Raw genomic sequence first — 13,129 nt, 5'->3', positions numbered from 1 at the left:
AGGGTCGGGTTAGGCTCGGCCCATCCACCGCCGCTTTCGAGAGAAAAGAGTCGACCCTCGTGACCGAACCGACGACCCGGGATGCGCCCGCCAAGAACGGACCTGCCTATGCGGTCCTGGCCGAGCATCTGCGCAACCGAATCCTGTCCGGTGAGCTGCAACCGGGTGCCCGGTTGCCCGGTGAAGCCGAGCTGACCGCCGAATTCGGCGTCGGCCGCAGCACGATCCGCGAGGCTCTGCGTTCGCTGGCGAGTCAGAACTTGATCACCACCACTAGAGGTGTCACCGGGGGAAGTTTCGTCGCCGCACCCAGCGTCGGGCATATCAGCGCGCATCTCGAGACGGGTGTGGCATTGATGGCGGCGGCGGAAACGGTCACTGTGGCGCAGTTGATGGAAGTGCGCAACCTGATGGAGGTGCCGGCGGCGGGCATGGCTGCGTTCCGTCGCACGGAGGAGCACCTCGCGCACCTCGAAGCGTCCATCTTCGACCCGGACGAGCTGCAGGGTCCCGAGACGTTCGCGAAGAATCAGGAGTTCCACCTGATTCTCCTTCGCGCGACCGACAACCCGTTGCTGGAGTTGATCACCGCTCCGGTGTTCCGGGTGCTGTCCAGCAGATTCGGGCGCGATCGCGCCCCGGAAGGCTTCTGGCAGTGTGTCGATCACGATCATCGCGCGCTCCTCGATGTCGTTGCCGCCGGGGACTCGATGGCTGCAATGGATCTGATGCGTCGGCATCTGGACAATCTGGGTGACTCCTATCGCCGCATGGATCGGCGCGGCTCCGCGTAGATCCAAAACATCTGCTTTTTATGCACTGTTGAGCACCCTGTCTTGCGAAAATTGGCTTGCGCCGCCCTATTGACCCCTCAAATGTCTGATGTATTGTTCGAGGGAACGTACTCGCCGAACTGATGTGAGGAGACACGGTGGCAGTGCATCAGGCTGTTCTCGGCCGATTCTTCGAGGACTACGTAGTAGGGGATATCTACCAGCACCCCATCGGGCGCACGATCTCCGAAGCCGACAACACGTGGATCACGTTGCTGTCGATGAACACCAACCAGAACCATTTCAACGCCCACCTCGCGGCACAGAACCCCATCACCGACGGCAAGGTCATCGTCAACTCCGGCCTGACCGTTGCTGTGGTGCTGGGGATCTCGGTGCTCGACATGAGCCAGAACGCCATCTCGAACCTGGCGTTCACCGACATCAAGATGTCGCATCCCGTCTACGTAGGTGACACCATCTATGCGGAAAGCATCTGCACGGGACTGCGCCTGTCCGAATCCCGTCCCTATGCCGGAATCGTATCCATGATCACCCGTGGGCTGAATCAGGATGGCACCGAAGTCATTTCATGGAAGCGATCGGTCATGGTCGCCACCCGCGAGAGCGGAATCGGCCAGAACTACTTCCCCGAAGCCAAGAGCGGGCCGCTGCAACTGCCGACACCCGCCCCGGAAGGCGCGCTGTCATGAAGCCACTCGCAGACGTCCGCATCATCTCCCTCGAGCAATACGGGGCCGGTCCTTTCGGTAGCGTTCACCTCGCCGACCTCGGCGCCGACGTCATCAAGATCGAGGACCCGAATGTCGGCGGAGATGTCGGACGTTACGTCCCGCCCTACAACGACGGCGAAGACTCGTTGTTCTTCGAGACCTTCAACCGCAACAAACGCAGTCTTTCGCTGGATTTGTCGTCCCCGGCCGGCCGCGCAGTGTTCGAAGACCTCGTCCGCACCAGCGACGCCGTCTACTCCAACCTTCGCGGGGACGTCCCCGCGAAGATCGGTATCACCTATGACGACCTCAAGCATCTCAATCCGGCCATCGTCTGCTGCAGTCTCACCGGTTTCGGTATGACCGGCCCACGCGCGAAAGAGCCCGGCTACGACTACATCCTGCAAGGACTCGCAGGCTGGATGAGCGTCACCGGCGACCCCGACGGACCTCCCACCAAGTCCGGCCTCTCGCTCGTGGACTATTCGGGTGGCTTCGTCGCCGCGATCAGCCTGCTGTCCGGACTCCACGCCGCCAAACGAGACGGCGTCGGTGGGGACTGCGACGTCTCGCTCTACGACACCGCGATGTCGCTGCTCACCTACCCGGCCACCTGGCATCTGAACGCCGGCTTCGAACCGGTACGCACCAAGAACTCGGCGCATCCCTCCCTCGTACCGTTCCAGGCATTCGAGGCCAGCGACGGCTGGTTCGTCGTCGGCTGCGCCAAGGAGAAGTTCTGGGAGCGCCTCGTCGTCGCGATCGACAGGCCCGATCTGGGCGCCGATCCCCGCTTCGCGAACTTCGCACTGCGCGGTGAGAACCAAGGCGAACTCCTCCCCATTCTCGAGCAGGCCTTCGCGACGCAGCCTGTGGACTACTGGCTCTCGCGCCTGCAACCGGCCGGTGTGCCGTCGGGCCCGATCAACGACGTCGCCCAGGCTCTCACCGAACCGCACACTCTTGCACGAGGCCTCCTCGTCGAGACCGAACACCCCACCTTCGGCACGGTACGCCAAGTCGCCTCGCCGGTCCGGTTCGGCTCCGAGCCACCGCAGTACCGGCGTGCTCCGCTGCGTAACGAACACTTCGACGAGATCGTCCGCGATCTCGGCTACAGCACCGAGCGCGTTGCGGAGCTGACCGGTCAAGGTGCCTTCGGCAAGCAGGCGAGCGGGGCTCGGACGTGACGTCGTCGGTACTCGCACAATGGGCCCACGACCTGACCATCGCGGACCTGTCCGACGATGTCCGGCACGCTGTAGCCCGGCATCTTCTCGATGGGGTCGGTAATGCCGTCGCCGCGCAACGCCTCGGATACGGGCAAGCGGCGTGGACGGTTGCCGATGCGCTCGGCGGTCCGGCCGAGGCCAGAGCGCTGACCGCGAAGCGGGCGATCTCGGCTCCGGCTGCAGGTATGGCGACCGCGGTGCTGGTGCACGCGTTGGACTTCGACGACACCCATGCCGGTGCCCTCGTTCACGCTACAGCGGTGTCGCTGCCTGCAGCATTCGCTGTCGGACAACAAGTTCGAGCTACCGGAGCAGAAGTTCTCACCGCCGCTGCGATCGGACTGGAGACGGCGTGCCGGCTCGGGGCCGTCAGCCCTCATGGCTTCCACGGACGCGGACTGCACGCGACAGCCGTGGTCGGACCGTTCGCCGCGGCCCTTGTCGCGGGCAAGTTGACCAGGTTGCCGGTGCCGGTGTTGGTGCACGCTCTCGGTGTCGCGGGCTCGTCGAGTGGAGGGCTGCTCGAGTTCCTCGATACCGATGCCGACACCAAGGCGCTTCACCCCGGCTCGGCCACACTGGGCGGGATCCTCGCAGCCCGACTGGCTGCTGCAGGCGCCAGCGGCCCGACCTCGGTGCTCGAAGGGCGTCGAGGTGTGTACGCGTCGATGTCGGAGCGACCCGCAGACCTCACGGCGTTGACGGATGGATTGGGCACCGACTGGGAAGCGACCCGCATCGGCATCAAGCCCTACCCGAGTTGCCAACTCATGCACGTCACCCTCGACGCGGTCGCAGCGGCTCTGACCGATACGGCTGCGGATCCCGCACAGGTGGCCGACATCGAGGTGCACGTTCATCCGGATTCCGTGCCGATCGTGTGTGGTCCGAACGCCGGTGTGGCTGCACCCCGTAGCACCTACGACGGCAAATTCGACCTGCCGTGGAGCGTCGCTGCACTCGTGCACGACGGACGTATCGACGTCGCGACCTACACCGACGCATCGATCGCCCGAAAGTCGGTACTCGCGACCGCCCGCACGGTTCGTGTCGTCGAAGCCCCGACCGAGGGGCCGGCGGCGTCGGCACCCGGGCATGCGATCATCACCCTCGCCGACGGGCGTGTGCTCGAGGGACGCGTCGAAGGCAGCCGCGGCACCGCCGCATTCCCCCTCGACGACCAGCAGTTGCTCGCCAAGTTCACCGCCAACTGCGGCGATCATCCTCGTGCCGCGGAGCTTGCCGACCGGATCTTCGGGCTTGTCGACGAGCCGGATCTGACCGCAGTCCTCGATCTTGCGGCCCTCATCGCGCCCGCACCCCTGCACTGACTACCCGTGCACCGAACATCTCAGGAGCCATCATGGATTTCACCTTCGACGAGCAGCAATTGGAGTTCCGAAAGGCGTTGCGTCACTTCGTGGACAAGGAAATCGTGCCCGTCGCCAATGAGTGGGAGAGGTCGGGACGGTATCCAACCGAGATCGTCGAACACATGAAGGCCATGGGACTGTTCGGCATCACCACGCCCGAGGAGTACGGCGGTATCGACCTCGACAAGGTGTCGTTCACGTTGGTATACGAGGAGCTGGCCCGCGGCTGGATGGGCATCGCCGGGATTCTGGGTAGCCACAACCTGTCCTGCTGGATGATCAACCGGCACGGCACCGAGGAACAGAAGCAGAACTTGCTGCCGAAGTTGGCCACGGGGGAGTGGCGGACCGGTATCGGTCTTACCGAGCCTGGCGCGGGCACGGACCTGCAGGGCATCCGGACGACCGCGCGCCGCGACGGTGACCACTATGTCGTCAACGGTGCCAAGACGTGGATCACCAATGCTCGGCACGCGAATGTCCTCCCGGTCCTGGTGAAGACCGACCCGTCCGCGGAGCCGGCACACAAGGGCATGAGCATCCTGTTGATCGACACCACGCTCCCCGGGTTCGAGGTGCAACGCGACCTCGGCAAACTGGGTTACAAGGGCACCGAGTCCTGCGAGATTCTGCTCGACAATGTCCGGGTCCCTGCCGACGTGTTGCTCGGGGGAACGGAAGGTCGCGGTCTGCAGCAGGCACTGTCGGGCCTCGAGATCGGGAGGCTCAACATTGCGGGCCGCAGCGTCGGTATCGCACAGGCCGCCTACGACGCAGCCCTGTCCTACGCGCGGGAGCGCACCGCGTTCGGGCAGCCGATCGCAGATTTCCAGGCCATCCAACTCAAGCTGGCGGACATCGCCACTCATCTGCAGGCTGCGCGTCTGATGACGTATTGGGCGGCATCACAAGCAGATTCGGGCAAGCGCGTGGATATGGAGGCCGGAATGGCGAAGTACTTCGCGTCCGAGACTGCCATCACTGCGAGCCTCGAAGCGATGCGTATCCACGGCGGCTACGGATACTCGACGGAGTTCGTCGTCGAGCGGTTGTACCGCGACGCTCCCCTCATGTCGATCGGTGAGGGCACAAACGACATCATGCGGACCGTCATCGCCAAGGCACTGGTCTCCGGTTCCGGGGTCATCGGGTGACCGTAGCGCTGACCTACCTCTACGTCCCGGGGGACCGCCCGGAGCGTTTCGACAAGGCGCTCACCTCGGGCGCCGACGCGATTGTGTTGGACCTCGAGGACGCGGTCGCCGCTGATCGAAAGGTGCTTGCGCGTGAGACGGTAGCTCGGTGGATTGCTGCGCTCGCACCCGGATCGGTGGAGGTGTGGGTGCGCGTGAACCCGGGCGCCTTGCAGGAAGCAGACATCTGCGCTGTCGCCCACCCGCACCTTGCGGGAGTGTGGCTGCCGAAGGTGGGATCCGCGAGCGAGGTCGAGCAGGTCGACAGGCTCCTGGCCGACGTCTGCCCCGACGCCACAGTGTCCGCGTTGATCGAGACCGCTGCCGGTGTGTTCGACGCCCTGGCCATCGCGCGTGCGCCCCGGTTGCGGTTTCTGCAACTCGGGGAAGTGGATCTGGCCGCGGATCTCGGTGTCGAAGTCGATGACGATGGCACCGCGTTGCTGTTCGCACGTAGTCGAGTCGTCGCGGCGAGTGTGGCGGCAGGCATCGACCCGCCCCCGGCCGCGGTGTCGCGTAACTTCCGCGACGGGGACGCCCTGGAGGCCGACACCCGAGCTCTTGCGCGGCTCGGGTTCGTCGGGCGGGCATGTATTCACCCTGCGCAGCTCGAACCGGTCCGTCGAGTGTTCACCCCCTCGCAGGACGAGGTGCGCGATGCCCGTGCTGTGCTTGCGTGTCTCGACGCGGCGGACTCCGGGGTTGCTGTGGACGCGGAAGGGTTCTTGATCGACGAAGCGGTTGCTCGGCAGGCGCGCAGAGTGCTCGCGCGAGCAGAGCAATGACTGAGTCGCTCCAGGCGGCGCGGCCGCCTCGCCAGCGGTAATCCTGTCGCCGCAACCGCAACCGCAACCGCAACCGCAACCGCAACCGCAACCGCAACCGCAACCGCAACCGCAACCGCGACAGCGACCGCTGGCCGTATTCGTCACCGTCCGCTCCGCCGACAGCCGCGCCACGCCACGCCCACGGTCACCTGGCACGAGGATCTCGTCGCGGTGGCAGGCGTCGACCGGATGCCCACAGAGCCCCAAGGCTCTCGCGGCGGTGCGATATTTTCTTGTTCCACATGTGAGCGAGGAGCGCGGAGCCCGCTGGAGTCACAGACGTTCCGGATCTGAGGAAGGTGTCCACTACAGCACTGTCGGGCCGGTCCGTGACGGCGGTGTCCGTTCCCGGACCCGGCCCTCGGGTGCCGGATGGTATGCCGTATCTCGTAACTGGGCTGTGCCGTCGACGAAGCAATACCGCGACAGGTGGTTGCATGCGCGTGCTGATCATCGAGGACGAGCCCCGACTCCGGTTGTCACTGGGGTGATTTGGCCGCGCCGATGCAGATGTCGGCTCGAACAGCGTCGAACCTCGAGGGCGCTTCGCCCCCTGCCACGAATGATTCATCGGATGCAATACGCAGCAGATCAGTTGACACGATGCAGAGGTCATCCGTGTTCATTGGGTGGGGCGAGCGAGTTCTCGGGCCCGATGATGAGTGTGCCCGGTGATCGCGGCGATCACCGCCTGCCTGGTGTTCGGGAGGTCGGGTCGATGAGGACGCCGGGGTTGAGGATGCCCGCCGGGTCGAGCGCGGACTTGGCCGCGCGCAACGCGATGGCGAACGGTTCGGGGCGTTGACGGTCGTACCAGGACCGGTGGTCGCGACCTACTGCGTGGTGGTGGGTGATGCTCGCACCGCAGGTCGCGAGCGCTTCGGAGACCGCGGCTTTGATCTCGTCCCACTGCTCGACGGTCTGCCCCCAGGTGCCGGAGGCGTAGATGCCGAAATACGGTGCGGGGCCGTCGGGGTAGATGTGGGTGAACCGGCAGCTGACCAGGCCGGTCGAGCCGATGGACGCGAAGGCCTGCTCGGCGGCGGCGTGCACGGCGTGGCGCAGTTCGTCGAAACGATCCCAGGTGCACGCGGTTTCGAAGGTTTCCACGATCATCGACTGCGCGGCGAGCGCGTCGCGTTGGTAGGGCATCCGCAGGAACGACGAACGCCAGGTGTCGGCGGCGCCGGGGCGGGTGGCGGTGTCATCGGACTCGGTGACACTGATCCCGTCGGGTATTCGACCCCCGAAGTCCGTGCAGATCTGAGCGGCCCGGTTCATCGCCTCTGCGACCGGGTGATCGGCGGACTCGAAGCCGAGCACGAGCACGCCACCGGCGGATGGCGTTGCGGCGTTGAGGAAGGCTTCCATCGGGTCGAGCAGGCGGCAGTTGGCGGGGAACAGCCCAGCTTGGGCGATGGTGCGGGTCGCGTCGACCGCGGTGGGGTAGTCGTCGAACAGCACCGCGGCGCCGGCGCGGTAGCGGGGACGGTCCTGCACGCGCATCCAGGCTTCGGTAATGACCCCGAGGATGCCTTCCGAGCCCAGAAACAACCGGTCCGGGGAGGGGCCGGCACCGGATCCCGGCAGGCGACGCGATTGGCTGATGCCGGCGGGGGTGACCACCCGCAGCGACTCGGTCATGTCGTCGATGTGGGTGTAGACGGTGGCGTAGTGCCCACCTGCACGGGTGGCCAGCCAGCCCCCGAGGGTGGAGAACTCGAAGGACTGCGGGAAGTGGCGCAGCGTCAGCCCGTGGGGACGCAGACCCGCTTCCAGGTCGGGTCCGACTATGCCGGCCTGGATGCGGGCGGCGCGGCTGGTGCGGTCGACCTCGAGGATGCGGTTGAGCCGGGCCAGATCGAGGGAGATGCTCCCGGCGTACTCATGGCCGGTGCGCGGCTCGACACCACCGACGACCGAGGTGCCTCCGCCGAAAGGAATCAGGGCGATGTCGTTCTCACCGCACCAGTCGACAATGGCGAGGACGTCGTGCTCGGTTCGTGGACGCAGCACCTGATCGGGCACGTGCTCGACGCGCCCGATCAGGTTGCGGACCACGTCGCGGAAGGCCTGGCCGTGGCTGTGTGCGACGCGGTCCTGGAGGTCGGTCGATGCCAGTTCGGCCAGCGTCTGGGGAGCCTGGATCCGGGGTGAGGGCACGGAGAGTTCGTTGAGCGGCGGCGGCTCGTGGACGGTCAGGTCGGCGCCGGGCATCAGGGCGGCTACTCGCTCGGTCAGGTTCGCGCGCTCACTGTCGGTGACCGCGTCCTCGACGTTGCCCCATCCCCACCATGACTTCGTGGCCATCGCCACCCCCTCGGTGAAGGAACCAGCCGAATCGGCTCCAGAGTAAGTTGCTGTATCGCCGGCCATGGAAGACATAGTCGAATTCGATTCCTACTTGCTACGGCCGGTGACGGTTGTCGGTGACGTGCCGGGATGTTCGAGTGTGGCCTGCATGCCGGCGATCAGGATTCGTAACGCAAGCGGATAGGCGTTGCGCGCTCCCAACTGTGCGATGTGTTGCGCGGTTGCGGCGATGTTCGGGTAGTGGTCGGGGGAGACGCGAGCGTAGATGTTCTGCCATCGTCGGATGTCGGCCTCTTGATTCCGCCCGGGCATCAGTTTCCTGGCACCGTCCCAGGCGGCGTAGGACAGCATCTGGGTAGTGAAGCACTCGTAGTACATGACCGTGTGGCGGTCCGAGAATCCGGCATTGCGCAGCAGGCCGAGAATCCGGTCGACAGCTGCGAGTTCGGCGGGGCGACCCGAGATGCGGGTAGCCGAAATCATCGCCGCTTGTGGGTACTGCATGTATACGGCGTGGGCGCTCAGACCCCATCGGTACAGGTCCGCTTTCCAGTCTCCTGTCGGGTGCCAGTTCTCGGTCACGCGATTGATCAACTCATCGGTAAGGGCCAGTTCCAGGTCGTCCATGCCGCGGAAGTAGCGGTAGAGCGCGGTGTGGTCCGCTCCGAGCGCCCGGCCGAGTCGGCGGGTCGACAGTCCCGCCGGCCCGTGCTGCTCGAGCATCCGCAATGCCGTGTCGACGATCATCTTCTCGTCGAGCGTGACGCCTGTCTTGGTCGGCCTTCGACGCCTGCGGTCCGCTTCCCGCGTTACTCGATCGGTCACCGTGACCTCCTTATGTCAACACTGTTGACCTATATTACGTCGGATCGGATCATATGAAGCACGCCACATCCTTCGCCGGAAAGAGTGGTAGCCATAGCCTCGGAGGAAGGGAGTTCCACGGCCTGTTTCCGGTACCGCGCCCAAGGCGCGGAAATATCGCGCTCGAAGTCACCGCTGCCGTCGAGCTCCCTCCGTCACATTCGCGCAGAAGCACTGCCGGACAATATATTCGGGATGATCATCAGGATGAAACCCGGGATCACACGCGCGGCCTGACGTTCACCCGCACATCCGGCACATGTGACACCCCTCGAAACAGATCGCCCACCGTCGTGGGCCGAACCATCAGTGCGCCCCGACTCGTATCGGAGGCAGAAACTCGTCGCACGTCTGCTGTGGCTACACGCCGAGACAGAGACGAGAGCAACGATCGAACTAAGGAATCCGTGTAATGACAACACATCCCACACCCGAATCAGTCGTCCCTCACGGCATCACCTCGGATGACAAGCCGTGGCAATGGACCGCCACACAGATGGCCTCGGCGGTGGCCACCGGCCGCGTCTCGAGCCGCGAGGTGGTCGCAAGCTGCCTGGAACGGATCGACGAGGTCAATCCGCACCTCAACGCCCTCGTCGAGGTGCGCCCGGACGAGGCGCTTGCTCTGGCCGACGATGCGGACCGTCGCCGATCCGCCGGGGAGGAGCTCGGACCCCTTCACGGCGTGCCTGTCTCGATCAAAGTGAATTCGGACCAGGCCGGCTACGCCACCACCCAGGGCGTGGTGGCATTCCGCGATGCCATCGCGAAGGAAGACAGTCCGCACGTGGCGAGCCTGCGCCGTGCCGGGGCCGTGCTCATGGGACGAAGCAACTCTCCCGCGTTCGCCTACCGGTGGTTCACCAACAACGACCTGCACGGGCGCACCCTCAATCCGTGGGACTCCTCCCGGACACCGGGCGGATCGAGCGGCGGAGCAAGCTCCGCTGTCGCCTCCGGAATGGTGCCCGTCGCCGGCGGCAACGACATCGGTGGGTCGGTGCGGTACCCGGCATACGCCTGCGGAGTGGTGGGCCTGCGACCCACCGTCGGACGCGTAGCGCAGACCTACCATCCGGACGATGTCGACGCGAGCCTGTCCGTGCAGACCATGCTGGTCCAGGGTCCACTGGCCCGCAGCGTCGCCGACATCCGGCTGACGATGAGTGCACTCGGCGACTTCAGCCCCCGGGATCCGGCCTTCGTTCCCGGTGCACGGGCCGCCGCGCGCCCCGAGCGTCCGCTGCGGGTCGGCCGCGTGCGGAGCCTAGGTGTCGCCGAACCCACGGACGCAGTGAGTGCTTCCCTCGACCAGGCTGCCTACTGGCTTCAGGACCTCGGTTACATCGTGGAGGACATCGAACTGCCCGTCCTCGCCGAGGCCTACCGGCTGTGGTATCTGCTGTGCATGGAGGAGTTCCGTCTCGCCATGCCGATGGTCGAAGAGGTGGGTGATGAGGGAATGCAGAAGGCAGCAGCCCACTACTACGCCGTAGCCTCCGACTGGTGGGGCGAGAAGCCCACTCTCGAGACCTTCATCAACGGCTACGCGCGGCGGGGCACTCTCATCCGTGAACTCGCGAAGATTCTCGATTCCTATCCGATCGTCCTCCTCCCGGTTTCGGCCGAGCAGGCATTCGAGCAGGACGCCGATATCGAAAGTGTCGAAAGCATGCGCCGGCTCATGGCCGCGCAGGCCTCCATGATGGCCATTCCCGTCCTCGGATTCCCCGCCATGTCGGTGCCGACCGGGATCGTCGAAGGTCTACCCACGGGGGTGCAGTTGCTCGGCCGACGGTTCGATGAGGATACCCTGCTCGATGCTGCCGCCATCATCGAGGCGCGGGCCGGCACATTCACCCCGATCGATCCTCGGTGAGGTACTCGGGAACCGGCCGACTTCATCGCGTCCGGTAGCAAACCGACTCGTACGTGCTGCGGGGTTCGACAGTTACCGGTGATGTGAACAAACGAGCAGCGGATCGACCGTACGCCCTTGTGGTGTCGGTCGATCCGCTGTCGGCACGAGATCGCGATCATCGACGACGCTCGAAAATCGACAGTTCTCCCCTTCCCATGTCGCAGCAACGGCCACTGCGACGCCGCCACGGTGAACCTCGGGCCGGAATCGGCGCTCGAATGCCTCTGCAATCCAAGGGGATCCTGATTCAGGCCGTGCTCGGTGCGGTTCTCGTCGCCGTCCTGATGATCCCGTTCCAGGCACTGGTTTGTTCTTCTGGCGCCGCACGGCTTCCGAGGTCCAACGGGAGCCATGACGGCGTGTCGGCGGTGGGAGTGTGTGGCGGTGAGGACCCTTGTTCTCGGAGGCGGCCTTGCCGATCGGTTCCTGCCGAGTACGACGATGTGTCCGTGTACTGCTCGACGGTTTCGCTGGAAGCTCGGGAATCCCTGCCTGAGAACAGGTTCAGTCAGGAGACGGAGACCGGCCCGGTCGTGCCGGTCACGGTCCATTGTCCGTCGATCCGGTCGAGGACGTAGGTGAGGCCGAGACCGCAGTCGATGCCGCACCACAGTCCGGCACCGACGTGGACCGTGCCGTCGTCCTGCCGCCGGGTGGGGGACAGGCCGACGATGACGCCGTCGCCTGCGACCCCGGTCAGGCCCTGGGGCGCGGGGTTCGCGGGCAACTCGGGACCGGCGACGAACTCGACAGGTGGCAGGGCGGCGGACTGTGCGGTGATCTCGTTTTTCAGTTCGGTGTCGAAGGGTGGCCCATCGGGGGCGATGACTAGTTCTGCGCTGCGTGATGCGGGGCCGTCGACGATGTAGACGGCCCCGACCGGGGTCGGGGCTGTCGCGTAGGGATTGTCGACGAGGATGAGTTGGTGCAGGGCAGCAGAATAGATTTGCGATTGTTCGCTCGGGGGCGGCGGACTCGGGGGCATATCGACCTGGTCGGTGCCCGCGCCGGGGTTCGCGTCTGCGCAGCCGGCCAGGGCGGCAGCCAGGACCAGCGAGAAGGACGCCGCTCGAAGCCTCATAGTCGGATGGTACCGATCATCCAGGCGGCACCGGCTTTTTCGTGGACTCTCCGGAAGGGCCGCGTGCGCCGACACGGGGCCCGGGGTTGCGTTCTGCGGCGGGGGTTCGTGCGAAGGTGGGTTATGACTTTCGCGGTGCGTCCGGCTCGGTGGTGGACCGTGCTGTCGGGGGTAACCACAGTGCTTGTCGCCCTGGTGTGCTGTGTGATCGTGTGGACGTTCGTCCCGCCGGTGGTGCTCTTCCCGTGGTTTGCTCTCGCCTCGACGGTTCTTCTGATTTCGGGTGCGGTGTGGTTGGTGCTCGGGCTGGTCGGCTGGTTCAGGTTTCACACTCTGCGTCTCACCACGATCGCGCCGGTGATGGTGCTCGCCACCACTGGATTGGTGATGTTGTCGGTTCCGTCGACGGTGGCGTTTGCGGTGTCGAAGGGGTCTTTGACCGCAGCATCGGCGCAGTGCGCGCAGTCATGGGACGATCGCTGGTTCGGGGTGTACCGGGTGTGGCGGATCCAGCCCGTCGACGGTGGGTGCCTGTTCTACATCGAAGGCGGTCTGATCGACTCGATCGGGCTGGCCTATCTGCCCGAGGGCGCACCGTATCTGGGCAAACCGCGCCACGACGGTGATATCGGATACGAGCCGTACAGCGGCGACTGGTATCGATTCGTCCAACGCTTCTGAGATCTACCCGTAGCGGTGGCAGCACGCCGAGGCGATGGGACGTCGACCCTTCCGGATTGGTAGCGTTCCGCGATACCGACTACCACCAGAGCGTGCGGGTAGGCTTCCGGCAGGTCGGCGGCTCAGCGCTGTCCGGT

11 protein-coding genes are annotated in these 13,129 nt (G+C 65.4%); 8 read left to right on the top strand and 3 right to left on the bottom strand.

All coding sequences use genetic code 11. From position 1 onward, the window contains the following. Positions 1–59 precede the first annotated feature (59 nt). The 6 genes from GON09_RS06315 (at position 60) to GON09_RS06290 (ending at position 6,090) form a co-directional block, all read left to right on the top strand. Positions 60–794, top strand: a complete 735-nt coding sequence (locus GON09_RS06315; protein WP_060654525.1) for a FadR/GntR family transcriptional regulator — start codon at positions 60–62, stop codon at positions 792–794. Positions 795–931: 137 nt separating this feature from the next. Beyond that, positions 932–1,486 (top strand): MaoC family dehydratase, encoded by a 555-nt coding sequence (locus GON09_RS06310; protein WP_060654527.1) that lies wholly within the window; start codon positions 932–934, stop codon positions 1,484–1,486. After that, the gene (locus tag GON09_RS06305; protein ID WP_213931071.1) at positions 1,483–2,697 is read left to right on the top strand and encodes a CaiB/BaiF CoA transferase family protein; all 1,215 of its coding nucleotides are present in this window, start codon (positions 1,483–1,485) and stop codon (positions 2,695–2,697) included. The genes GON09_RS06310 and GON09_RS06305 overlap by 4 nt, the downstream gene beginning before the upstream one ends. Then, positions 2,694–4,070, top strand: a complete 1,377-nt coding sequence (locus tag GON09_RS28850) for an MmgE/PrpD family protein (RefSeq protein WP_213931070.1) — start codon at positions 2,694–2,696, stop codon at positions 4,068–4,070. Before GON09_RS06305 ends, GON09_RS28850 begins: the two co-directional genes overlap by 4 nt. A 32-nt stretch (positions 4,071–4,102) precedes the next feature. Further along, positions 4,103–5,266 (top strand): acyl-CoA dehydrogenase family protein, encoded by a 1,164-nt coding sequence (locus tag GON09_RS06295; protein ID WP_213931069.1) that lies wholly within the window; start codon positions 4,103–4,105, stop codon positions 5,264–5,266. Then, a complete protein-coding gene (locus GON09_RS06290; RefSeq protein WP_213931068.1) occupies positions 5,263–6,090 on the top strand; it encodes an HpcH/HpaI aldolase/citrate lyase family protein in 828 nt (275 codons plus the stop codon). The genes GON09_RS06295 and GON09_RS06290 overlap by 4 nt, the downstream gene beginning before the upstream one ends. Before the next feature lie 726 nt (positions 6,091–6,816). On the opposite strand, the gene GON09_RS06285 is transcribed toward GON09_RS06290, so the two are convergent. Together GON09_RS06285 and GON09_RS06280 are read right to left on the bottom strand one after the other, a co-directional pair. Further along, positions 6,817–8,442, bottom strand: a complete 1,626-nt coding sequence (locus GON09_RS06285; protein WP_213931067.1) for an FAD-binding oxidoreductase — start codon at positions 8,440–8,442, stop codon at positions 6,817–6,819. Between the two features lie 90 nt (positions 8,443–8,532). After that, a complete protein-coding gene (locus tag GON09_RS06280; protein WP_213931066.1) occupies positions 8,533–9,270 on the bottom strand; it encodes a TetR/AcrR family transcriptional regulator in 738 nt (245 codons plus the stop codon). A gap of 451 nt (positions 9,271–9,721) precedes the next feature. Here GON09_RS06280 and GON09_RS06275 point away from each other — a divergent pair, with 451 nt between their 5' ends. Beyond that, positions 9,722–11,188, top strand: coding sequence for an amidase family protein (locus tag GON09_RS06275; protein ID WP_213931065.1), 1,467 nt, complete (start codon positions 9,722–9,724; stop codon positions 11,186–11,188). Positions 11,189–11,738: 550 nt separating this feature from the next. Here the strand turns inward: GON09_RS06275 and GON09_RS06270 are convergent. Then, complete coding sequence (locus GON09_RS06270) at positions 11,739–12,311, bottom strand: hypothetical protein (RefSeq protein WP_213931064.1); 573 nt, start codon at positions 12,309–12,311, stop codon at positions 11,739–11,741. Between the two features lie 123 nt (positions 12,312–12,434). On the opposite strand from GON09_RS06270, the gene GON09_RS06265 reads away from it, so the two are divergent. Further along, positions 12,435–12,992, top strand: a complete 558-nt coding sequence (locus GON09_RS06265; protein ID WP_213931063.1) for a hypothetical protein — start codon at positions 12,435–12,437, stop codon at positions 12,990–12,992. Positions 12,993–13,129 lie beyond the last annotated feature (137 nt).

The sequence above is a fragment of the Rhodococcus sp. B50 genome, from assembly GCF_013602415.1.
Classification (GTDB): Bacteria; Actinomycetota; Actinomycetes; order Mycobacteriales; family Mycobacteriaceae; genus Rhodococcus.
Note: the sequence above shows the minus strand (reverse complement) of the source record. Positions and strands in the feature narration are given on the sequence as shown.